The sequence below is a fragment of the Collinsella tanakaei genome (assembly GCF_021531055.1).
GTDB classification, from domain to species: Bacteria; Actinomycetota; Coriobacteriia; order Coriobacteriales; family Coriobacteriaceae; genus Collinsella; species Collinsella tanakaei_B.
In genome coordinates this window covers 115,244-137,423 of record NZ_JADYTL010000003.1, presented here as the reverse complement: position 1 = coordinate 137,423, position 22,180 = coordinate 115,244, and the positions used below count along the sequence as shown (strand labels likewise).

Genomic DNA, 22,180 nt, shown 5'->3' with positions numbered 1-22,180 from the left:
CGGAGCTCCGAGCGGAAAAATGGGGGCGCAAGCCCGAAAAGTGGAGTTCAAGCTGACCGATTTGACCGCATTGCGACCTTAAGCTGGGTTCTTTGAGCGGCGAGATAATAACAAACGCTATTAGTTCACCAAGTGTAACCTACATATCTGAACAAATTGCCCAAGTCGGTCTCGGGACGAGGAAATACGAGGCCAAATCCGTCGCTAACCGGTCGCTGAACGCTGCCCGTCGCCCATTTTGGCAGAGCCGTCATGCTTTCCGGCGGCTCCCGTTGGCGGCGTTCGTGGTGTTTTTCGTTTCAACCTAGCAACACGGCGGTAATTCCGACGAAACGCACGCCGCGTAACCTACAATGCGTTCGTTGGGATAACGCGTCGATGTGTTCCGTCGGCGCGCATATGAAGGGAGTCCCTATGGCCGATACCGAACTCACCAGTCGCTTCGGCACCATGGTGTTCTCGGAGGACGTGATGCGTAAGCGTCTTCCCAAGGACATCTACAAACGCCTGTCTGCGACGATCGATCGAGGCGCCCCCCTCGACTTGGACGTGGCGAACGCCGTGGCGCACGCCATGAAGGAGTGGGCGATCGAGCACGGCGCCACGCACTACGCGCACTGGTTCCAGCCGCTGTCCGGCATCACGTCCGAGAAGCACGACAGCTTCCTGGAGCCCAACCACGACGGCACCGCCATCACCAAGTTCACCGGCAAGGCGCTCATCCAGGGTGAGCCCGACGCGTCGAGCTTCCCCAACGGTGGCCTGCGCGCCACGTTCGAGGCCCGCGGCTACACCGCCTGGGACCCCACGAGCCCGGCGTTCATCAAGGACGAGGTGCTGTGCATCCCCACCGCGTTTTGCGGCTACAACGGCGAGGCGCTCGATAAGAAGACGCCGCTCCTGCGCTCGATGAAGGTGCTCGACACGCAGGCCAAGCGCGTGCTGGCGCTGTTCGGCAAGCACCCCAAGCGCGTCGTTCCGAGTGTGGGCTTGGAGCAGGAGTACTTCCTCATCAAGAAGGACGCCTATCGCCATCGTCGCGATCTCGTCATCTGCGGCCGCACGCTGTTCGGTGCGCCGCCCTGCAAGGGCCAGGAGCTCGAGGAGCATTACTTCGGCGCGATCCGCCCGTCGGTGTCCAAGTACATGAAGGCTCTCGATGACGAGCTGTGGGCGCTCGGCATTCCCGCCAAGACCAAGCACAACGAGGTCGCGCCCTGCCAGCATGAGCTCGCCCCGGTCTACACCGAGCTCAACGAGGGCGTCGACAACAACATGCTCGTCATGGAGAAGATGAAGCTCGTCGCCTCGCAGTTCGATCTCACCTGCCTGCTGCACGAGAAGCCGTTCGAGGGTATCAACGGCTCGGGCAAGCACAACAACTGGTCGATCGGCACCGAGGACGAGAACCTGTTCGATCCGGGCGACACGCCGCTCGAGAACCTGCAGTTCGTGGTGTTCCTCACCGCGGTCATCGAGGCGGTCGACAAGTACCAGGGTCTGCTGCGCATGTCGGTGGCCGGCTGCGGCAACGACCATCGCCTGGGTGCCAACGAGGCGCCTCCCGCGATCATCTCCATCTTCCTGGGCGACATGCTCACCGAGGTCGTGCAGAAGATCATGGACGGCAAGGCGTCGGTGCACGCGCGTCACGGCGTGCTCGATCTGGGTGCCGACGTGCTGCCCAACCTCGAGCAGGACAACACCGACCGCAACCGCACCTCGCCGTTCGCCTTCACGGGCAACAAGTTCGAGTTCCGTGCCGTCGGTTCCGAGCAGAATCCGTCCGATGCCAACCTGGTGCTCGACACGGCGGTGGCCGAGTCGCTCAAGGCGTTCGCCGATGCGCTCGAGGGCGTGCCCGCCGATGAGTTCGCCGATGCGGCGCTCGAGTACTGCAAGAAGACGCTGAACGAACACCGTCGCATCCTGTTCTCGGGCGACGGCTACTCCGAGGCGTGGGAGCAGGAGGCCGAGAAGCGCGGGCTGCTGAACCTGCGCACGACCGCCGATGCGCTGCCGCAGATGGTCGCGCCCGAGAGCATGGCGCTGTGGCGGGGCATGGGCGTGCTGACCGAGACCGAGGCGTTCAGCCGCTATGAGGTCAAGCTCGAGAAGTACAACAAGCTCATGAACATCGAGGCCACGACGATGGTTCGCGAGGCGCGCCGCACGTACCGCCCCGTGATTACCGCGTACGCCACGAAGGTCGCCAAGGGCCTGGAAACCATCCGCGCCGCCGGCGCCGAGGCCGCGATGACCTGCGAGCAGAACACGCTCAACAAGCTGTGCTGCGGCATCACGGAGATCAACGAGGCGATCAAGGCACTCGACGCGCTGCATCAGAAGGCCGAGGCGCTGGTCGATCCCCAAGAGCAGGCGAACTGCTACGCGCACGAGGTGGCTCCCGCCATGGAGACGCTTCGCGGTGCCGTCGACGCTATGGAGGAGATCGTGGCGGCCGACTACTGGCCGGTGCCGACCTACGACGAGATCCTGTTCTACGTGTAGAACGGCGGCACCTGGCTTCATGTCCCAAAAGGGGCCAGGAGAAAATCGGGACATCGCGCGACTGTTCGTCGCGAAAACCGAAAGCCCGGCTGCCAGTGCGGCAGCCGGGCTTTTATCGTTGTGACCTGGGCAACATCGGGGCGGAAGCGCTGTCCGCCCCGCCGTGCGACCGCTAACGCTCGATCACGAGTTTGCCCTGGCACCAGACCTGACGGATGTTGTCGGGGGTCGCCAGGTAGAGGATGCGGGCGAGCTTGTCGCCCGGTTCGTCGAAGACCCCGAAGCCCGTGAGGTCCGCGTACGGGCGACGCGTGTCGATGGCCTGCGCGTCGAAGGCGCGACCGACCTCGAAGGAGCCGGTCGCCAGGCCGAGTCCCTCCGCGCCACCCTTGGTCGCGAGGTACAGCGCCTCGGGTGCCGAGATGCGCGACGGACGCCCGGCGCCGCGGCGCTCCTGCGGCACGAGCGCGTCGACGCCTTCCTCGAGCATGCGAGACGTCATGACGGCCTGGCGGATGTCGTCGTACATGCTCGGTGAGAACCCGCCCGAGATGTCGGTGCCCATGCCGATGCGCACGCCGGCCTCGTGCATGCGGCGCACCGGGCAGGCGCTGTTGGCGAAGTACGCGTTGGAGATGGGGCAGTGCGCCACGACGGTGCCCGTCTCGGCGAACAGCGCGGTGTCGCCGTCGTTCATGAACGTGCAGTGCGCCATGATGGACTTGGGTCCCAGCAGCCCGAAGCTCGCGAGCGCTTCGGCGTCCGTCTTGCCAAAGCGCTCGATCGCCACGCCGTGTTCCCACTGGCCCTCGTTGCAATGCGACTGGATGTAGGCGTCATGCGCGGCGGCGATCTGGCCCAGGCCGGCGAGTGCCTCGTCGGTGCAGCTGGGGATGAAGCGCGGCGTCACGGCGGCATAAGCGCCCGCGAAGCGCGGATCGGCCGCGCGGCTTTGCGCGTCGAGCGTCTCGACGCGCGTGAGGAACTCCTCGGTATCGACGAGCGCCTGCTCGGGCGTGGCGTCGCGGTAGAAGTCGTGGTTGGCCGCCGGGTCGTCCATGACGACCTTGCCCACGATGGCGCGCTGGCCGGCTTCGGCGCAGGCGCGCGAGACGGCGTAGCTGCCCTCGAGGTGCGCGCTGGCAAAGTACAGCACCGTCGTGGTGCCGCGCGACAAGAACGTGCGGGCCAGGTCAGCGCCGACGGTGTAGGCGAACTCGGGATCGGCGAAGCGCGCCTCGAGCGGGAATGTGCGCTGGTCGAGCCAGACGTTCAGCGGTTCGTCGAGGGCGACGCCGGCCTGCGGCCACTGGGGCGCGTGGACGTGCAGGTCCACGAAACCCGGCAGCATATAGGTGTCGGGTGCGAGCTCCATAAACGAGCCGGGCTCGCGCTCGCCCGCCGTGCGGGCGGCGGCGACGTGCTCGGCGTAGGCCGCGTCGTCCGGACGGGTGATGCGCTCGATCACGCCGTCGTCGTCAAGCTCGATGAGGGTGCGCTCCAAAAGCTCGAAGCCGCCGTAGACCGGCGTGTGGAAAAACGAGCCGAGGACGGCTTTCAGGTTGGAGACTGTGGACATGGCTGCTCCTTTCCGAGGCGCGATTGGCTACTCCTCGCCGTTTGCCGCAGGGTCTGCCGGCAGCAGCAGGTTGAGCACGACGGCGATGATGCCGCCGACGGCGGTGCCGCTGCTCACCAGGTACTGCAGCATGACGGGGAACTCGGCCTTGACGTCGGCGGACAGCACGAGGCTGCCGACGGTGAAGATGAGCGACAGGCCGATGACCAGCATCTTCTTTTGGTCGAGCTGGGAGTTGATGATGATGCGCAGGCCGTTGACCACGAGGATCTGGCACACGACGAGCAGCACGCCGCAGATGGCGGCCTCGGGCACCGAGGAGATGACGGCCATGAGCTTGGGGCACATGCCGAGCACGACGAGGATGATGCCGGCGACCATGACGACGACGCGGCTCGCGACCTTGGTGATGGAGATGATGCCGGCGTTGGTGGAGTAGCCGGTGAGCGGGGTGCCGCCGAACAGCGAACCCACGAGGCAGCCCAGGCCCTCGCCGATGACGGCGTGGTTCAGGCGCTCGTCGGTGAGCTCCTCGTTGGTGACGTCGCCGACGGTGAACCACACGCCGGTGGTCTCGATGAGCACGATGAAGTAGATGAAGGTCATGAGCACGATCGAGGGGATGTCGAAGACCGGCATGCCGAAGTGGAACGGCATGGGCATGGCGAACCACGCGGAGGTGGCGACGGTCGAGAAGTCGAGCACACCCACGATGGCGGCGGCGACGCAGCCGACAGCGAGCGAGCACAGGACGGACAGGACGCTCACGAGATGGTGCTTGTAGCCGGTTTTGTACGCGATGACGTTCATGATGACGAGCGTGATCATGGCGGCGAGGCCGGGCGCCAGGTTGGCGGCGAGGCCGCCATCGATGCTGAAGACGCCGCCCGCGGCGGTCGGGGTGAGCGACAAGCCGACGATCACGATGATGAGGCCGCCGATGTAGGGCGGGATGCAGCGACGAACGATCTTGGCGAACAGCTTGGTGACGCCGAGCAGGATGAGGATGATCGCGCCGGGGATGATGCTGCCGACCATCATCGCCATGCCGCCGTTCGCGCCGATGGTCGCGAGCGCCGACAGCGCGACGAAGCTCGCGCCCTGGACGACGGGGAGCTTGATGCCCAGACCCGTCTGGATGAGGGTGGCGATGCCCGCCGTGAAGAAGCAGATCTGGATGAGCTGGTTGGTGCCCTCGGTGTCGAGACCGAGCATCGCCGACAGGACGATGGGGCATACGTAGAGGTCCATGGCGAGGACGTGCAGGAATGCGAGGCCCACCGCCTTTAGCGGCTCAACGCGATCGTTGACGCCCAGGACGAGGTTGTTACCGGATGCCATGTGTTTCCTTCCCACGCTTTTGACATGACAGGTATGAGCATAGTTCAAGGAGCGGGCCATTGTAAGGTACGTTATGTCATGTTCCACAAGGCCGATGCCCCTGCCCCAAAAGGGGCCAGGGGAAAATGGGACGTTTGCGCAGCCTCGCGACCCCACCGGGTTCGAATCCCGGCGCGCGGCAGCAAAAAGCCCGGCACGCAGGCGTACCGGGCTTGGGAGGTCGATGGTGCCCCCAACGGGATTCGCGTCCGCCTGCGGCGTCCGCGGCTTCGGGCGCTGGCGCGCCCTCGCACGCTCGCTGGCAAACGCTCGCGCGTTTGCGCAGCCTCGCGACCCCACCGGGTTCGAATCCCGGCGCGCGGCAGCAAAAAGCCCGGCACGCAGGCGTACCGGGCTTGGGAGGTCGATGGTGCCCCCAACGGGATTCGAACCCGTGATCTTCGCCTTGAAAGGGCGACGTCCTAGGCCGCTAGACGATGGGGACAGCGCAGTTGAGTATAGCAGAAAAATACCCGTATGCCGCGCGCACGCTGGAACACGGGGAATACACGAATCCGCCGGCCCCGCACCGTGGCCGTTGCTATACTGGGCGCGTCGCGCCGTCTGCCGACGGCACCGCCGTCTTCCATGGGAGGAAATCATGAACACCCGCCAGATCGCATACGTTGGCGTCTCGGTTGCACTGCTCGCCGTCTCGGCGTGGATCACGCTACCCATCGGTCCGGTGCCGTTCACGCTGCAGACGCTCGCCCTCGCCATGCTGCCTGTCGCCCTCGACCGCACGGGCGCATGTGCATCCGTCGCCGTCTACCTGCTGCTGGGAACGATCGGCCTTCCGGTGTTCTCGGGCTTCTCCGGCGGAATCGGTTCGATCTTCGGACCGACCGGCGGCTTTCTGTGGGGCTTTTTGATCGGCATGCTGGTCGCCACGACCGTCAAGGGCCTGTTACCTGAGCGCCTGCCCCTGTTCACACGTGCACTCATCGCCGACATCATCCTGCTGCTCATCTCGTATTGTTGCGGAACGTTCCAGCTCATGGTCGTCGGCTCGATGGATGTCGTCGCCGCACTGCTGATCGCGGTCGTGCCCTTCGTGGTTCCCGATATCGTCAAACTTGCCGTGGGCGCGCAGGTCGGTTGCGCCGTCGCTCGCGCCACAGGCCGTCTGTCGCCGCACGCCTGATCGCAGGTTTGCTCAAGCTCGGGCATTGCTTTTCGTGTCGCCGCATCGGTTTTGTCATCGATGAGGCGACACTCTTTTGTTTTCGTCCTTTGCCCTCACGCGTCATGATTGGGACTCAAGCGAGCGGATACCCTCATCGCTACGGTTTCCGCATGGCTGCGATGGCGGATGGGGCCGCGCTTTGAGCGCTTTCGTCTGAGGCAACTTGCTAAATTTGCACTTTTAGGGGGTTTCAAGTCCCGTCTGTGACAAGTCCGTTTTGGCAAGTAATAAAACCGCAGGTAGATGGCAGCGGCAAAAACGTCAGAACTCCAGTAATCCGTCGCGCTCTTCCAAAACCCCCGAAAAGTGCAAATCTAGCAAGTTGGCGTCTTCGGCCGTCGCGACACCTCCGGATAGGGCACTTCAAAATCCGAGCGCCTTGCCACGTCGGTGATCGCAACGTCTGCCGAATCGGTAGTCGAGTCGCCGGCCGGACCGGCGCTCGGATCGCCGGGCAAAGCCGGTGTTGTCAGGTTGAACCTTTGCTGACGGACAAAACCCGCGCCGCCGCCCCGTGCCGCCGGGCTAGAACCCGTATTGGCGTGCGAAGTTCTCGGAGATGTCCTCGATGCCCTCGACCTGCGCCGCCCAGGTGCAAAAATCGGGCGTGTCCACGATGATGCCGTCGGCTTCCCACACGGCTTGATGCGAGAGCTCCCATACCTCGCGCACCGGTGGCCTCACGGGCAGATACGGCGTCAGGTACGTAGGGTTGAGCAGGAAGAACGCGCCGCCTTCGCAGCGCGCGGCAAAGTCCTTGAGCGCACGGCGGGCGTTTTTGCGCCGGCCGAGCTTGAACAGCAGCAAGGTGCGTCCCAGCAGGTACCACGGGGAATCCTCGACACTGTCGGAAAGTCCCGGCTCGCGCGACGCCACGTCGGTCGAGCCTGCGTCCGCATCGGCGCCGGCATCCGCGGCTTTGTCCGCTTGCCGTGCCGCGGCGAAAAAGCCGTCCTCGTCCTCCAAGCGCGCCAACGCCAGAAGTACGGTGCCGTATGCGCGGTTCGCGTACCCTCGAGCACGCATGACCTTTTGCGCGTACTCGGCGGACGCCCGGTAGCGCGCGCTCGCCATGGCGAGCTGCGAGATCGCCTCGAGCGTGTGCAGCCAGCCGATCATGACGGGGTCGGTGCGCGTGCGCTCGGCACAGCTCATGCCGCCCAGGCGATCTTCGCGCCAATAGCCGGGGGCGTCATCGTCGAACGCGGGGTCGGCGGCAAGATGCTCGTGAATCTCGCCCTCGAGCTTCATCAGGTCGTTCAAGCACGCATCGATCGGCACGTTGGCGAGCATGATCTCGACCAGCCGCGCATCGATGCACAGCCGATCGGCGCGGGCGATGTCGTGCAGCGCGCTGCGGGTCTCGGCGAACAGCCGGTCGCGACGCTTCTCGAATTCCTGGTCGGTCAGTTCCTCCATGCGTTCGAGCTCGAGCATCAGGTGCTCATGGGCGCGTGCATAGGCGACAAGCGCCTGCGCGTGTTCGGTCGTGGCATAGCGTGCCGGGTCGCGTTGGATCTCCTCATGCACGAGGGAGCGCGCCGCGGGCGTGAGCCCTTCGTGCGAGGCGAGGTATTCGCGCTCAAGATAGGCGGGGATGTAGTCGCGCGGTTCCATCAGTTGTCGCCTCCCGCGGTACTGCGTCCGGGGGCACCGGCTGGCCCGGAGGTGCTTGCCGCGCGCTCCTTTAAGGCGCGCTGCACGAGCTCATGGCCGGCGAGCCACGACGAGAAGCAGGCGTTATCGGGCGTGCCGATACCCTCTTGCAAAAGCGGGGTCGCCTCGCTGATGGCGAGGATGAGCTCGTCTTGGCTGCCGGGCTCCACGTTCACGCGCGCGTAGATGCCGTCGGGGAACTCCGCCTGATAGAACAGGGCCTGCGCGGCATCGGGGTAGACGCGCATGAGCATGTGCAGGGCGCGGTCGGCGCCATGGTAGTCGAAGGAGCGGTACGCGACGCACATCTCGGCCAGCAGCGTCCAAGCGTCCGGCGACTTGTCGGCCACATGGTGACGGCGACGCAGGGGCCCCGCGATCTGGTAGGCGATGGCGTGGCGCGAGCGGTACTGCTTGATGTCGTGGGCGTTCGCCTCGAGTTTGGCCATGGCGAGCATGCCGGTGTGACGGATGTCGGCGGGGTCGGCCGGTGCGATGCCTAGGCTTTCCTCGGTGACGGTGAGGGCGAGCCGGTACTGCCCAGCGATGACCGCACGCGACGCCAGCGCGGCGAGCCAGCGCAGCAGCGGGCGATAGGCCAGGTCGCTGGCGTATTCGCGGCTGTAGACGTCGTCGGCCGCCTCGATGGTGGCCATGACGTCACGCTCGACGGCCTCGCGGTTGTCGAGCAGGTAGCTCACGTAGGCATCGTTGGAGGGCGCCCGAAGCGCGTTGAGCATGCGGTGCGCGTCCCAGTTGCGCTCGTCGAGGGCGGCAGCCTCGCGCAGGTAGTTTTCCGCACGGGCCTCCTCGTGCTCGATCGCGGCTTCGTCCTGTAGAAACGGGACGCGATAGTCCAAGATCTCGGTTGCGCGCGCCATGAGGTGGAACGAACGGTCCACGTCGCGGGTGATGAGCTGCGCGGGGTCCTCGCGGAAGCGCTCCATGCCCCGCTCGATGAACAGTGCGTCGTCGAGCGGGTAGACGCGCTCGCGGCGCATGGCCTCGAGGATGAGGCGCAGGCAGTCTTCTTGTATGGGGTCGAACGCCACGGCGCCTCCTTTCCGATGCGAATGGAATCTCTACAGTGTAGCGCTCATCGTGTACGTGGGGGAGTGCCTGCGCGAAGGGATGAAACGCACACGGGCGGCGCGGGCTGCCGGCGGCGTTCCGAGCATGCGCACTCGGCGCCGCGGACGCCCCGAAAATACCGACACCCAGGACGTCGCACGCGCTGTCGTTTTGTCCGCCTCGTCGAGCGAAAAATGCGCCCAAACTGTTTCGAAGATGTTTTCAAAGCGTTAAAATAACGACGAGCTTTCGGGCTCCGCGCCGCGGCCTTCGGGTGCGCGACGGCTCCTTTGGTCCTAACGGGGACATCGGGTGCCCCGTTGTATGTGCAGGCCGAACGGTCGACCTGCAGATTTGGAGGCAAAGAATGGGACGTTTTACCAATCCTCGCGATCTGTACTTCGGTGAGGGCGCTCGCCACGAGGTCAAGAACCTCAAGGGCTCCCGCGCCATGATCGTCACCGGCGGCGGTTCCATGCGTCGCGGCGGCTTCCTGCAGGACGTCGAGGCCGACCTCAAGGAGGCCGGGTTCGAGGTCCAGATCTTCGAGGGCGTCGAGTCCGATCCTTCCGTCGAGACCGTGAAGCGCGGCGCCGAGGCCATGCTCGAGTTCCAGCCCGACTGGATCATCGGCATTGGCGGCGGCTCGCCGATCGACGCGGCCAAGGCCATGTGGCTGTTCTACGAGTATCCGGAGGAGACCTTCGAGCAGGCCATCGTCCCGTTCAGCTTCCCCGAGCTGCGCACCAAGGCCCACTTCTGCGCCATCGCCTCCACCTCCGGTACCGCTACCGAGGTCACCGCGTTCTCCGTCATCACCGACTACGAGAAGGGCATCAAGTACCCGCTGGCCGACTTCAACATCACGCCCGACGTGGCCATCGTCGACCCCGAGCTTACCTACACCATGCCGCAGAAGCTCTGCGCTCACACCGGTATGGACGCCCTGACCCACGCCATCGAGGCCTACGTCTCCACCGCCGGCTCCATGTACACCGACGGCAACGCCCTGCATGCCATCCGCGAGATCGTCGAGTGGCTGCCCAAGTCCTATCAGGGCGATCATGAGGCCCGCCAGCACATGCACGACGCGCAGTGCATCGCCGGCATCGCCTTCTCCTCGGGTCTGCTGGGCATCGTGCACTCCATGGCCCACAAGACCGGTGCCGCCTTCACCGGCGACCACATCATCCACGGCTGCGCCAACGCCATGTACCTCGGCAAGGTCATCCAGTTCAACGCCAAGGACGCCCGCGCCAAGAGCCGCTACGCGTTCATCGCCAAGGACATCCTGCACCTCGAGGGCGAGACCGAGGATGAGCTCGTGGCCGCGCTCGTCCAGTGCATCCGCGACCTCAACGACAAGCTGGACATCCCGCAGGGCATCAAGAACTACGGCAAGGGCGGCGTGAAGGCCGACGAGTCCATCATCGACTACGCCGAGTTCGAGGCCAAGAAGGCCGACGTGGCCGCCAACGCCATCCTCGACGCCTGCACCGGCTCCAACCCGCGTCAGCCGTCCCAGGAGGAGATGGAGAAGCTGCTCGAGTGCGTCTACAACGACCAGGACGTCGACTTCTAATCTCGCGCGCGACATCGCACGCGTGACATCACGTCAGACGTATTTCACGTTCGTGAGAAAGGCCCCCGATCTGTTCGGGGGCCTTTTTGCGTTTACGGTTCGGTTTTAGGGGTGCGTGCCGAGCAGGGCGGCTCCCGTGTGCATGAGAACGGCAGGTAGACGGCTTGGCCTTTTCGGGTCTACTCGGATGGGCCTCTGAAAAGCGAACCCTAAACCGCATCTTGCTCTCCCGGGCGCCTCAGGCGGAAAACGCCGGACGTGATTCCGCGAATCGGGTGGGCCGGCGCCATGGACGGGCAATTTGTTCAGATATGAAGGTTTGGGACCCCGGAATCGGGTTCCAGGAAATAGCATCCGCCGCAAGCGCTTTCGCAAAACGACAAGAACATATCCTTCTATAATGCGCATCAAAGACCGGTGCGCGCAGACGGCCCGATTGCCCCGGATTTCGGCCTTCCGAACCTTCATATCTGAACAAATTGCCCACCTGCGGTTCCAAACCGTCGCCACAGCTGAAATAACGTCACGTAGGTGAAGAAACGTCAGTCGTATTTTCACGCCCCGGCGCGATGCGGGCAAAACGTGCTAGGATGAAGTCGCTGTTTCAGGGCGAGGTGGAATTCCTCACTGGCGGTGAGCCGGCCGGGCGTGTGCCCGGGCGCCGGGCATGGGGCCCGAGCGCGGACCGGTGAGCCCGCGAACCTGTCAGGCATTGGGTTGTCTGCAGGCCGATCCGGTGGAAATCCGGAGCCAACGGTCACAGTCCGGATGGAAGAGGCAGGTGATTTCCCATGGCGGAGCAGCCCACGCATATCCATTTCGAGAATACGAACAGGTGGAGCACCGAACAGCTGGTGACCATGGCGCTTATGTGCGCCGTGAGCGCCCTGCTCATGTTCCTCCAGATCCCCATCATCCCCGCGGCGACGTTTTTGACCTACGATCCGTCGCTCGTGCCGGCGATGGTGGCTGGCTTCGCGTACGGACCGGGCTCGGGCATCGCGGTCGGCGTGCTCGCGGTGGTCATCCACGCACTCACGACCGGCGATTGGGTCGGCGCGCTCATGAACATCGTGGCGACGGTCTGCTACATCCTGCCCGCGGCGCTGGTCTACCGCAAGCTGCACACGTATCGTGGCGCCATCATCGGCCTCGTGCTCGGCGTCGCGCTCGCCACCGCCGCCTCGATCGTGTCCAACCTGACGATCGGCGTGTGGTTCTGGTACGGGTCGGCCGATGCCATCCTGCCGCTCATGTTGCCTGCGGTCATCCCGTTCAATCTGGTGAAGACCGTGCTCAACTCGGCGCTGACGCTCGTGGTGTACAAGGTGGTCTCCAACCTCATCGCGCCCGAGAAGGACCAGGTGAAGGGCCGTCCATGATCACGTGCGAGAACGTCTGCTATTCGTACGACGGCCGCACGCGCGCCCTCGACGGGGTGAGCTTATCGGTTGCCGCAGGCGAGTTCGTGTGCCTGTTGGGCGGAAACGGCTCGGGTAAGTCGACGCTCGCCAAGCATCTGAACGCCCTGCTTGTGCCCGACGAGGGCCGCGTCGTGATCGACGGGCTCGATACGCGCGACCCCGAGTACGTGTACGACATCCGCGCCCGCGTGGGCTTCGTGTTCCAAAACCCCGACGACCAGCTGGTCGCCACCCTTGTCGAGGACGATGTGGCCTTTGGGCCCGAGAACCTCGGCGTGGAGCCCGAAGGACTCGTCGAGCGCGTGCGCGAGGCGCTCACCGCCGTGGGCCTCATGGACTTCGAGCGCCGCGAGACCCACGCGCTGTCCGGTGGTCAGAAGCAACGCGTGGCGATCGCCGGCGTGCTTGCGATGCGTCCGCGCGTCCTCGTGCTCGACGAGGCGACCTCCATGCTCGACCCGCGCGGACGCAGCGGGCTTATGCGCGTATGCCGCGAGCTGCGCGACCAGGGCATGACGATCGTCATGATCACGCACGATATGGAGGAGGCTGCCGCGGCCGACCGCGTCCTCGTGCTCGAAGCCGGGCGCGTGGCGCTCGAGGGAACGCCGGAGGAGGTCTTGACGCAGGTCGAGGTGCTCGAGCGGTTGAACCTCGAGGTTCCGCCGGCGTGTCGGCTGGCGCTGGCACTGCGCGCGCGTGGCGTCGATGTGCCGGTGCACGTGGACGAGCGCGCGCTGCTGGACGAGGTCGCCGGCGCGGTGACGGGAGCGGGGGCGCATGCCGGCTCGGATGGCGCCACCGACCTAGGCACCGCTGTCGGCTCGGATGCCGTTGAGAAGGAGCGCGCCGGAGCCTCATTCACTTCGCAGCCGCGGACGGACGAGGTCCTCCTGTCCTTCGAGCATGTGAGCTACAGCTACGAGCGTTCCGTGCGCGAGCGCGCCCGCAAGCGCCGACGTGCACGTCGCGCACGGCAGGCGGCGTGGGGCAACGACCCCGACGAGGTCTGGGCGCTCCACAACGTCGACCTCGCGATCCGGCGCGGCGAGTTCGTGGGGCTCGCCGGGCATACCGGTTCGGGCAAGTCGACGCTTATCCAGCACATGAACGGGCTTGTGCAACCGACCATGGGGCGCGTGCGTGCCTTCGGCCGCGATCTGGCCGACCGTGGCGCGGACGCCTCGGTCAAGACGAAGGTCGGCCTGGTCTTCCAGTATCCCGAGCATCAGCTGTTCGCGGCCACGGTGTTCGAGGATGTGGCGTTCGGTCCGCGCAACCTCGGATGTTCCGCCGATGAGGTGGAGGAGCGCGTGCGTCGGGCGCTCGATGCGGTCGGGCTTTCCCGTGCCGATATCGCCGACAAGAGCCCGTTTTCGCTGTCCGGCGGCCAGCAGCGCCGCGTGGCGTTCGCCGGCGTGCTCGCCATGGAGCCCGAGGTGCTTGTGCTCGACGAGCCCGCCGCCGGGCTCGATCCCGCGGCCCGCCGCGACTTTCTAGGGCTCATCGCGCGGCTGCATCGATCGGGCCTGACGGTGGTCATGGTGTCGCACAGCATGGACGACCTCGCGGCGCTATGCGACCGCGTCGTCGTGCTCAACGAGGGCGCGGTGCTGCTCGACGGCACACCCGCCGAGGTGTTCGAGCGCGGCTCGGAACTCCATCGCGTGGGCCTGGGTCTGCCTGCGGCGGCGCGGATGGCCCGCGAGCTGGCGGATCGCGGTGTGGCGTTGCATAGCGATCGCCTGTACGACATCGACGGTCTGGCGGCCGAACTCGCCGGCATGGAGGAGGGGGACGCGCGATGAACGAGGTGTTCTCCTTCGGAAGCTATTATCCGGGCGACGGTGTGCTCCACCGGCTCGACCCGCGCACCAAGTTGCTGGGCGGTCTGGCGTTTTTGATCATCTCGCTGCTCGCGGGCTCGTTTGCCGCACTCGGCGTCATCGCGGTGTTCGTCGGCGTGCTGTACGTGCTGGCGGGTGTACCGGCGGGCCGCGCCGTGCGGTCGCTGGCGCCGCTGCTCGCGATCGTGGTGATCGTGTCGCTGCTCAACCTCTTCACCGATCAGGACGGTGCGGTGGTGGCGCAGTTCGGGTTCATCCGCATCTACGAGGGCGGTATCCACGCGTTCGCGTTCATGGGCGCGCGCATGCTGCTCATGATGTGCGCGATGAGCCTGGTGACCATGACGACCATGACGCTCGATCTGACGCATGCCGTCGAGCGGTTGCTCGCGCCGTTTTCGCGTGTGGGGTTGCCCGCCCACGAGCTGGGCATGATGCTGGGGATCGCCCTGCGCTTCATGCCGCAGTTCGCCACGGAGCTGCAGGTCACCTACCGCGCGCAGGTGAGCCGTGGCGCGCGCGTGGCGTCCGGTCCGCTGGGCGCGGTGCGTATGCTGTCGAGCGTGTCGATCCCGCTGTTCACGAGTATCTTCCGGCACGCCGAGACGCTGTCGGCCGCCATGGATGCCCGCTGCTACCATGGCGAACAGGGCCGTACGCGGCTGCACCCGCTGGCGTTCGCCCGCCGCGACGCGATCGCCGCGGCCGTCTTGACCGAGCTCGCCGTCGCCGTCGTGGCGTGCGGTTAGGGGGCGACAAGATGGTGCCGGGTACAAACTTGTCGCCGTCCGGGGCATTGCGGCGGGCGTCCCCTTTGCAAGATAAGGAGAAATGTATGGAGCGCATCGTATACGGAGAGGCCTCCGAGGGTCTGCTGACCGCCCTGGAGTACCTCACGTCGATTCCCGCGTGGTACCTCGCGACCAGCGTGGACGGTCAGCCGCATGTGCGGCCGTTCTCGTTCGCGGCGGTGCAGGATAACAAGCTGTGGTTTTGCACGGCGACGACCAAGGACGTGTGGGACGAGCTGCTGATAAACCAGCGTTTCGAGGCGACCGCATGGTGGCCGGGCCACGGCTGGCTCATCCTGCGCGGCGTGGCGGGGCTGGAAGACCGTGCGTGTCCCGAGATCCGCGAGGCGGGGTGGCGACACCTCGAGGGGTTGAGCGAGCGGTACGAGGGGCCCGACGACCCGACGCTCGTGTTTTTCAGCGTCGAGGAACCGCATGCCTGGATCTGCGACCACGACGAATGGAAGCCCCTCGATCTGTAACGGACCGAAGCCCAGACCCGACGCTGGGACCGAAAGGAGCGGACTATGGACGAGATCGTCGCCTACCTGCGGGGGATCCCCGCGTGGTACCTTGCAACCATCGATGAACACGACCCCGGTCAACCCCGCGTGCGGCCGTTCTCGTTTGCCTGTGCCGATGCCGGCAAGCTGTGGTTTTGCACCTCGCGCGACAAGGACGTCTGGCGCGAGCTTTCCGTGCATCCCAAGTTCGAGCTGTCGGGCTGGAAGCCCGGCGCGTACTGGATCGTCGTGTCGGGCGAGGCCGATCTTGCCGACGACGCGCAGGTGAGCGAAGCGGTTCGGCAGGCGGGATTCGAGCACATGGTGGGCATCGGCGAGCATCACGACTCCGCGCATGACGGACGCCTCGCGTTCTTCAGCGTGAGGTGCGGCCAGGCGCGTTTCTGCGACATCGACGGCAGCGAGCGCCGACTCACGTTCTAGGCTCCGCGCGGGCAGATCGGGGGACGGGCACCGGGAAAATGGGGACAGGCGCTATTTTCCCAGGCCTGGGAAAATAGCGCCTGTCCCCATTTTCCCGGTGCCTGTCCCCGGTTTCCCGCGGGGGGTCCGTGTTTCGGGTTGGGGCCTTTCGCGAATAAGGCTTGCATCTGTATATCAAGAGGGGTATTCTCTCAACCTGTTCAATGAATCGGCTCAATCGTGCGTCTGTATGCATGATTGAGCCGAAAAAATACAAATGGGAGATGGAGCTATGTCTTATCGCGTCGGAGTCGTCGGAGCTGCCGGATATGCGGGCGTCGAGCTCGTTCGGCTGCTGCTTTCCCATCCCGAGTTCGAACTCGTCGCCATCACGTCCAACGCCGATGCGGGCCAGGCGCTCGCGAGCGTCTATCCGTCGTTTGCCGGCGTGAGCGACCTCGTCTTCACGACGCACGACGATCCGCAGCTCGCCACCTGCGACGCCGTGTTCCTCGCGGTGCCCCATACCGCCGCGCTCGCCGCGGCGCCCGGGCTCCTGGCCGCCGGGGTGTCGGTGTTCGACCTGTCCGCCGACTACCGCCTGTCGGATCCGGATGTCTACGAGCGCTGGTACAACACGCCGCATACCTCGCCCGAGCTGTTGGCGACGCGCGCCTTCGGTCTGCCCGAGCTGTTCGCCGACGACCTGGCAGCCGCTGCGTCTCGGCGCGACGAAGGATCCTCGGTGCTCGTCGCCTGCGCGGGCTGCTATCCCACCGCCACCTCGCTCGGCGCCTACCCCGCGATCGATGCCGGCTGGATGGCCGAGGGCGGCGTCGCCATCGTCGACGCCATCTCGGGCGTGACGGGCGCCGGTAAATCGGCCAACGCGCGTACGCACTACTGCAGCGCCGACGAGAACGTCGAGGCCTACGGCGTGTGCAAGCACCGCCACACCCCCGAGATCGAGCAGATCCTGGGCCTGCCCGATCATGTCGTCTTCACTCCGCACCTGGCGCCGCTCAAGCGCGGTCTGCTCTCCACGGTTACCATCCCGCTCGCGCTCGAGGTCGCCTCGACCCTCACGGCCGAGCAGGCGGTCGAGCGCTACCGCGCCTTCTACGCCGGTCGTCCCTTCGTCCGCGTGCTCGACGCGGGGCAGCAGCCCAAGACGAGCTCGGTCGCCGGCTCCAACGCATGCCAGATCGGCCTTGCCGTCAACGCGCGTGCGGGCATGCTGGTTATCACCTCGGCCATCGACAACCTGTGCAAGGGTGCCGCCGGCCAGGCGATCCAGTGCGCGAATATCGTGTTCGGCCTCGACGAGCGATGCGGCTTGCCGCTGTTCGCCATGCCGGTGTAGTCGCGGGTGACCCCGTCCGGCGCGCCCGTGTATCCGGGCGCTGCGCTACACTGTTCCAACACGTATCCGCAAACTTCCAGGGAGCATCCGATGGACATCGAGGCCTTTGATACCAAACTCCGCGCCGTCGCGGACGGCGGCGTGACCAGCGCCCGCGGTTTTCGCGCGGCGGGCATTCACGCCGGTTTTCGCAAGAACCCCGAGCGCGCGGACTTCGCCCTCGTCGTGGCCGATGAGCCGGTGAGCGCGGCGGGCGTGTTCACGACCAACCGCTTCTGCGCGGCGCCGGTCACGGTGTGCCGCGAGCATCTCGGCGGCGCGTCGTGCGGCTCCGGTCGCGTGCAGGCGATCGCCATCAACTCCGGCAACGCGAACGCCGCGACGGGTGAGCCCGGCTTGGCGCTCGCGCACGAGACCTGCGACATCACCTCGCAGGTCGTCGGGTGCGCACCCGAGGAGGTGCTCGTCGCCTCGACGGGCGTGATCGGCCAGCAGATGGAGATCGCGCCGTTCGAGACGGGTATCCCGGCCGCCTATGAGCAGTTGTCGCACGAGGGCGGCTCGGATGCTGCCCGCGCCATCATGACCACCGATACCCATCCCAAGGAGTTCGCCGTCTCGTACGAGAGCGGCGTGCTCGACTATGTGGGCTGCCGCTTCACCGTGGGTGGCATGTGCAAGGGCTCCGGCATGATCATGCCCAACATGGCCACGATGATCGCCGTGATCACCACCGACGCGCCGGTCGAGCCGGCGACCCTCCATACCCTGCTCAAGGCGTGCGTCGACACCACGTTCAACAAGGTCACCGTCGATTCCGATACGTCAACCAACGACACGTGCATCATGTTGGCGTCCGGTGCGGCCGCGACCGACGAGGCGCCCATCTGCGAGGGCACCGAGGCCTACGAGGAGCTCGCCTATGCGGTCCACGTGGTCTGCGAGGCCCTCGCGCGCGCCATCGCCGGCGACGGCGAGGGTGCATCGCGCCTGGTGACGGTCACGGTGACGGGCGCCCCCTCCGACGAGGATGCCGATACGGCGGCTCGCGCCGTGGCCAACTCGCCGCTCGTCAAGACCGCCATCGCGGGGCGCGACTGCAACTGGGGACGCATCGCCATGGCGCTCGGCAAGTGCGGTGTCGTGTTCGACCAGAACGACGTATCGATCGACATCATGGACATCCCCGTGTGCCGCGACGGCCTGACGGTCCCCTTCGACGAGGATGACGCCCTGCGCCGCTTCGAGGCGCCTGAGATCACCATCTCGGCCGACCTTGGCGCCGGCGAGGGCATCGCTCGCGTGTGGACCTGCGACCTCACGCACGACTACGTCTCGATCAACGGGGATTACCGCACGTAATCGCCAGTGTGGAGCCGTGCCGGAGTCCGAGTCGGCGCGGCCCGCCTGCCGCTGGTTGACGCACCGCGGCTGCTCCGATTCGTTCCGCGTTCTCGAAAGGCGCCTCCCATGAAGTACGCACGCGACTCGCGTTCCCCTCAATCCACCGAGCAGACCGCCAAGCTGCTGTTCGAGGCGCTGCCGTGGATCAAGAGCCTGACCGGCAAGACGGTCGTCATCAAGTACGGCGGTGCCGCCATGGTCGACCCTCGGCTGCGCGCCGACGTGATGAGCGACATCGTGCTGCTCAAGATCATCGGCATGAAGCCGGTCATCGTGCACGGCGGCGGCAAGGACATCAACGCCGCGCTCGCGCACTACGACATCCCCGTCGCGTTCAAGGACGGCCAGCGCGTGACCGATGACGCGACGATGGAGATCGTGCGCCAGGTGCTCGTGGGCAAGGTGAACGAGGACCTGGTCGCGGCGATCAATGCGCACGGCAATCTGGCTGTGGGCGTGGCCGGCGCCGACGCGGGCACCATCGTGGCCGAGCAGCTCGACCCCGACCTGGGGCGTGTGGGCAAGATCAGCCGCATCAACGCCGATTACCTCAACAGCCTGATGGACAACGACTACATCCCCGTCGTGGCGACGGTCGCCCAGGGCGAGGACGGCGGGTTCTACAACATCAACGCCGACGTCGCCGCCGGGCATATCGCCGCCGCGGTGCGCGCGCACAAGGTGATCTTCCTGACCGACGTCGACGGTCTGTACGAGGATTTCGCGGACAAGGATTCGCTCATCTCCAACCTGACGCTCGAGGAGACGCAGACGATGCTCGACGAGCAGAGCGTCGACCGCGGCATGATCCCCAAGCTCGAGAGCTGCGTGCACGCGCTCGCCGCGGGCGTGTTCCGCGCGCACATCATCAACGGTACGACGCCGCACTCGCTGCTGCTCGAGCTGCTGACCGACGCGGGTGTGGGTACGGTGATCCACTCCACCCAGTACGCCTACGAGCAGGACACCCATCCCCACCCGCTGACGACGTTCGCCGCGCGTCTGTCCGAGAACATCTAGCGCACCCGCACCCACACGGCGCCTTTGCGCGCGCCGTGAACCGACGAAAGGATCTGATCGCCATGTCCCTTGCCCTGCAGCAACAGCTCGAGTCGTCCTATGTGATGCACACCTTCGGCCGTTCGGCGGTCGACTTCGTGGGCGGGCACGGCATGACGCTCGTCGACGACGAGGGTCGCGAGTACCTGGACTTCCTCGCCGGTATCGGCGTGTGTTGCCTGGGACATGACGATCCGGTGCTGAGCGCGGCGCTGCACGATCAGGTGGACCGCCTGCTGCACGTGTCCAATTACTTCTACATCGAGCACCGCGGCGAGGTGGCGGCGATGCTGTCCAAGCTCGCGAGCGGCGATATGGCCGGCGCGCGCGCCGTGGCCGAGGCCGTCCGTGCGGGCGATCCCGAGACGGCGGCTGCCGCGGCCGTGCCCGCCGAGGATGAGCAGGTGTGGGAGACGTTTTTCGCCAACTCGGGCGCCGAGGCCAACGAGGGCTCCATGAAGCTCGCCCGCCTGTACGCCAGGCGTGTCGGCAACGGCGGCAACACCATCGTGTGCCTGCGCGGCGGTTTCCACGGGCGCACGCTCGAGACCATCGCCGCCACCATGCAGGATTGGCTGCAGGACAGCTTCAAGCCGCTGCCTGGCGGCTTCGTGGCCTGCACGCCCAACGACGTCGACGAGCTGCGGGCGATCTTCGACCGGCTGGGTGGCGAGATCTGCGCCGTCATGTTCGAGCCCATCCAGGGCGAGTCGGGCGTGCATCCGCTCACACCGGAGTTCATGCGCACCGCCGCCGAGCTCGTGCACGGTGTGGGCGGTCTGCTGATCGCCGACGAGGTACAGACGGGCATCTTCCGCTCCGGCAAGCCGTTCGCGTTCCAGACGGTCGGCGTCGAGCCCGACATCATGAGCCTGGCCAAGGGTATCGCCGGTGGCGTGCCGTGCGGCGCATGCATGGCCAAGCGCGAGGTCGCCGACGTGTTCCGCCCGGGCGACCATGGCACGACCTTCGGTGGCAGCTGCTTGGCCGTCGCCGCGGCCTCGGCGGTGCTCGCCGAGCTGATCTGCGGTGCCTACGACGAGCATGCCGCCGAGGTGGGCGCCTACTTCGCCGAGGCGCTGGCAGGTGTGCCGCACGTGGTGGAGGTGCGCGGTTCGGGTCTCATGGTGGGCTGCGACGTGGATGACACGGTCTCCGATGCGCACGATGTCGTTGCCGCGATGCTCGACGAGGGCTTCGTAATCAACGCGACCGGCGCTCACACGCTGCGCTTCCTGCCGCCGCTCATCTGCGAGCGCGAGCATGTCGACGCGCTTGCGGCGGCGCTTACGAAGGTGCTGTCCTAGCGCTTGGACTGCGGCTGCAGCTGCGGGATCCAGGGGCGGCGCATCAGGAAATCAAGGGGCTTATCCAGCGGGATCGCCATGCACAGCAAGGTGATGGCGATGCTCGCGACGATCGCGATGAGCATGCCCCACAGCGGGTCGAGCAGGATCGGTAGCTTGTAGAAGCCGAGCCGGTAGACCATCGCGGCACGGATCAGGCGATGCAGGATGTAGACCTTGAGGGTCGCCTGCCCCAAACGGCTCAGAGGCAAGACCCCCCCCTGTGGGGTGAGTTTGATGGCGGCGACCGAGAAGACGACGGCGATCGCGGTGGCGACGGTCTTCTCGACCATGCCGTTCACAAACCCGTGCTGATAGGGGGCATCGCCGTAGGCGCGCTGGAAGAACCAGTCGAATACGCGGGGATCGGCGATGCGCGCCGCCGCGATGACGGCTGCGAGTGCGACGGCCGCCCACGCCCAACGTTTTGCCTTGATGTGCGTGACGCGCATGGGATCGAGGTAGTAGCCCGCGGCGAACCAGGGCAGAAACTCGATGGCGCGGCTGATGGCGAACAGGCCGTTCGAGAGGTCGACCGGACCCCAGAGCAGGGCGACGACGTAGCTTGCGCCGATGCCGACCGCCGGGTGGACGCGGGCGAGCAGCGGCGTTGCCGCGTACCACCACGCCATGGCGATCATGTACCACGGTGCCGAGCTGAACAGGAAGATCTTCTCGAGCATCTTCGATGAGCCGTTGACCGCCAGGATCGCCTCTTGGAAGACGATGCCGAGTAGCACGAACGAGATGATGCGGTTGATGTCGAGCCGGCCGTTGCGGTAGGCGCCTTTGGCGAACAGGCCGGACATGAACACGAACAGCGGCATATGGAACAGGTAGATGAGGTCGAACACGGTGCTCATGGCCGGGTTGTCGTTTTGGATGGGGATCATGACGTGGCCGAAGACCACGAGGAAGATGAGCACGCCTTTGATGTTGTCGAACAGCTCGATGCGCGGACGCGGGGTGGTGGATGGCATACGCAGGTCAGCTTTCCCATGGAAGGTGCGGTACGGGCGCCCCATTGTACTCCTGCGTCGTCGCTCGCGCGACAG

General features: G+C 65.9%; 17 protein-coding genes, 1 tRNA gene and 1 riboswitch. Of the genes, 12 read left to right on the top strand and 6 right to left on the bottom strand.

The features are described from left to right. The first annotated feature begins 414 nt into the window (after positions 1-414). Positions 415-2,511: a glutamine synthetase III family protein gene (locus tag I6E04_RS04260; protein WP_235421923.1), complete on the top strand. Its 2,097-nt coding sequence runs from the start codon at positions 415-417 to the stop codon at positions 2,509-2,511. Between the two features lie 172 nt (positions 2,512-2,683). On the opposite strand, the gene I6E04_RS04255 is transcribed toward I6E04_RS04260, so the two are convergent. From I6E04_RS04255 to I6E04_RS04245, 3 genes are all read right to left on the bottom strand, one after another. Further along, complete coding sequence (locus I6E04_RS04255; protein WP_235421922.1) at positions 2,684-4,090, bottom strand: amidohydrolase family protein; 1,407 nt, start codon at positions 4,088-4,090, stop codon at positions 2,684-2,686. Between the two features lie 27 nt (positions 4,091-4,117). Next, complete coding sequence (locus tag I6E04_RS04250) at positions 4,118-5,431, bottom strand: uracil-xanthine permease family protein (RefSeq protein ID WP_235421921.1); 1,314 nt, start codon at positions 5,429-5,431, stop codon at positions 4,118-4,120. A gap of 407 nt (positions 5,432-5,838) precedes the next feature. Then, positions 5,839-5,915, bottom strand: a tRNA-Glu gene (locus I6E04_RS04245). A gap of 156 nt (positions 5,916-6,071) precedes the next feature. On the opposite strand from I6E04_RS04245, the gene I6E04_RS04240 reads away from it, so the two are divergent. Then, positions 6,072-6,614, top strand: coding sequence for a biotin transporter BioY (locus tag I6E04_RS04240; RefSeq protein WP_235421920.1), 543 nt, complete (start codon positions 6,072-6,074; stop codon positions 6,612-6,614). A gap of 567 nt (positions 6,615-7,181) precedes the next feature. Here I6E04_RS04240 and I6E04_RS04235 read toward each other — a convergent pair. Then, on the bottom strand, positions 7,182-8,273 hold the full coding sequence (locus tag I6E04_RS04235) for a hypothetical protein (protein WP_235421919.1): 1,092 nt from the start codon (positions 8,271-8,273) through the stop codon (positions 7,182-7,184). Beyond that, positions 8,273-9,364, bottom strand: coding sequence for a hypothetical protein (locus I6E04_RS04230; RefSeq protein WP_235421918.1), 1,092 nt, complete (start codon positions 9,362-9,364; stop codon positions 8,273-8,275). The genes I6E04_RS04235 and I6E04_RS04230 overlap by 1 nt, the downstream gene beginning before the upstream one ends. A gap of 386 nt (positions 9,365-9,750) precedes the next feature. On the opposite strand from I6E04_RS04230, the gene I6E04_RS04225 reads away from it, so the two are divergent. The 10 genes from I6E04_RS04225 to I6E04_RS04180 all read left to right on the top strand — a co-directional run bounded on the left by I6E04_RS04225 (position 9,751) and on the right by I6E04_RS04180 (position 21,086). Further along, on the top strand, positions 9,751-10,965 hold the full coding sequence (locus tag I6E04_RS04225) for an iron-containing alcohol dehydrogenase (protein WP_235421917.1): 1,215 nt from the start codon (positions 9,751-9,753) through the stop codon (positions 10,963-10,965). A gap of 596 nt (positions 10,966-11,561) precedes the next feature. Further along, positions 11,562-11,749: riboswitch (FMN riboswitch) on the top strand. A 7-nt stretch (positions 11,750-11,756) separates the two neighbouring features. Then, positions 11,757-12,347 carry an ECF transporter S component gene (locus I6E04_RS04220; protein ID WP_235421916.1) on the top strand — a complete coding sequence of 197 codons (591 nt, stop codon included), beginning with the start codon at positions 11,757-11,759 and terminating at the stop codon, positions 12,345-12,347. Next, positions 12,344-14,197, top strand: a complete 1,854-nt coding sequence (locus tag I6E04_RS04215; RefSeq protein WP_235421915.1) for an energy-coupling factor transporter ATPase — start codon at positions 12,344-12,346, stop codon at positions 14,195-14,197. The genes I6E04_RS04220 and I6E04_RS04215 overlap by 4 nt, the downstream gene beginning before the upstream one ends. Further along, positions 14,194-14,985: an energy-coupling factor transporter transmembrane component T family protein gene (locus I6E04_RS04210; protein ID WP_235421914.1), complete on the top strand. Its 792-nt coding sequence runs from the start codon at positions 14,194-14,196 to the stop codon at positions 14,983-14,985. Before I6E04_RS04215 ends, I6E04_RS04210 begins: the two co-directional genes overlap by 4 nt. Before the next feature lie 86 nt (positions 14,986-15,071). Continuing rightward, positions 15,072-15,509 (top strand): pyridoxamine 5'-phosphate oxidase family protein, encoded by a 438-nt coding sequence (locus I6E04_RS04205; protein ID WP_235421913.1) that lies wholly within the window; start codon positions 15,072-15,074, stop codon positions 15,507-15,509. A gap of 45 nt (positions 15,510-15,554) precedes the next feature. Beyond that, a complete protein-coding gene (locus I6E04_RS04200) occupies positions 15,555-15,974 on the top strand; it encodes a pyridoxamine 5'-phosphate oxidase family protein (RefSeq protein ID WP_235421912.1) in 420 nt (139 codons plus the stop codon). Between the two features lie 271 nt (positions 15,975-16,245). Continuing rightward, positions 16,246-17,316 (top strand): N-acetyl-gamma-glutamyl-phosphate reductase, encoded by a 1,071-nt coding sequence (gene argC, locus I6E04_RS04195; protein ID WP_235421911.1) that lies wholly within the window; start codon positions 16,246-16,248, stop codon positions 17,314-17,316. 90 nt (positions 17,317-17,406) lie between these two features. Further along, positions 17,407-18,678 carry a bifunctional glutamate N-acetyltransferase/amino-acid acetyltransferase ArgJ gene (gene argJ, locus I6E04_RS04190; protein ID WP_235421910.1) on the top strand — a complete coding sequence of 424 codons (1,272 nt, stop codon included), beginning with the start codon at positions 17,407-17,409 and terminating at the stop codon, positions 18,676-18,678. 108 nt (positions 18,679-18,786) lie between these two features. Continuing rightward, positions 18,787-19,740: an acetylglutamate kinase gene (gene argB, locus I6E04_RS04185; RefSeq protein WP_235421909.1), complete on the top strand. Its 954-nt coding sequence runs from the start codon at positions 18,787-18,789 to the stop codon at positions 19,738-19,740. Between the two features lie 62 nt (positions 19,741-19,802). Next, positions 19,803-21,086 (top strand): aminotransferase class III-fold pyridoxal phosphate-dependent enzyme, encoded by a 1,284-nt coding sequence (locus I6E04_RS04180; RefSeq protein ID WP_235421908.1) that lies wholly within the window; start codon positions 19,803-19,805, stop codon positions 21,084-21,086. Here the strand turns inward: I6E04_RS04180 and I6E04_RS04175 are convergent. After that, the gene (locus tag I6E04_RS04175) at positions 21,083-22,105 is read right to left on the bottom strand and encodes an acyltransferase family protein (RefSeq protein ID WP_235421907.1); all 1,023 of its coding nucleotides are present in this window, start codon (positions 22,103-22,105) and stop codon (positions 21,083-21,085) included. The two genes, I6E04_RS04180 and I6E04_RS04175, sit on opposite strands and share 4 nt — an antisense overlap. Positions 22,106-22,180: the final 75 nt, after the last annotated feature.

Coding starts and splice junctions, on each gene's coding strand:
- I6E04_RS04205 (WP_235421913.1), top strand. CDS start 15,072: ATGGAGCGCATCGTATACGGAGAGGCCTCCGAGGGTCTGCTGACCGCC.
- I6E04_RS04200 (WP_235421912.1), top strand. CDS start 15,555: ATGGACGAGATCGTCGCCTACCTGCGGGGGATCCCCGCGTGGTACCTT.
- I6E04_RS04250 (WP_235421921.1), bottom strand. CDS start 5,431: ATGGCATCCGGTAACAACCTCGTCCTGGGCGTCAACGATCGCGTTGAG.
- argC (WP_235421911.1), top strand. CDS start 16,246: ATGTCTTATCGCGTCGGAGTCGTCGGAGCTGCCGGATATGCGGGCGTC.
- argB (WP_235421909.1), top strand. CDS start 18,787: ATGAAGTACGCACGCGACTCGCGTTCCCCTCAATCCACCGAGCAGACC.
- I6E04_RS04180 (WP_235421908.1), top strand. CDS start 19,803: ATGTCCCTTGCCCTGCAGCAACAGCTCGAGTCGTCCTATGTGATGCAC.
- I6E04_RS04240 (WP_235421920.1), top strand. CDS start 6,072: ATGAACACCCGCCAGATCGCATACGTTGGCGTCTCGGTTGCACTGCTC.
- I6E04_RS04225 (WP_235421917.1), top strand. CDS start 9,751: ATGGGACGTTTTACCAATCCTCGCGATCTGTACTTCGGTGAGGGCGCT.
- I6E04_RS04175 (WP_235421907.1), bottom strand. CDS start 22,105: ATGCCATCCACCACCCCGCGTCCGCGCATCGAGCTGTTCGACAACATC.
- I6E04_RS04220 (WP_235421916.1), top strand. CDS start 11,757: ATGGCGGAGCAGCCCACGCATATCCATTTCGAGAATACGAACAGGTGG.
- I6E04_RS04260 (WP_235421923.1), top strand. CDS start 415: ATGGCCGATACCGAACTCACCAGTCGCTTCGGCACCATGGTGTTCTCG.
- I6E04_RS04255 (WP_235421922.1), bottom strand. CDS start 4,090: ATGTCCACAGTCTCCAACCTGAAAGCCGTCCTCGGCTCGTTTTTCCAC.
- argJ (WP_235421910.1), top strand. CDS start 17,407: ATGGACATCGAGGCCTTTGATACCAAACTCCGCGCCGTCGCGGACGGC.
- I6E04_RS04210 (WP_235421914.1), top strand. CDS start 14,194: ATGAACGAGGTGTTCTCCTTCGGAAGCTATTATCCGGGCGACGGTGTG.
- I6E04_RS04215 (WP_235421915.1), top strand. CDS start 12,344: ATGATCACGTGCGAGAACGTCTGCTATTCGTACGACGGCCGCACGCGC.
- I6E04_RS04235 (WP_235421919.1), bottom strand. CDS start 8,273: ATGGAACCGCGCGACTACATCCCCGCCTATCTTGAGCGCGAATACCTC.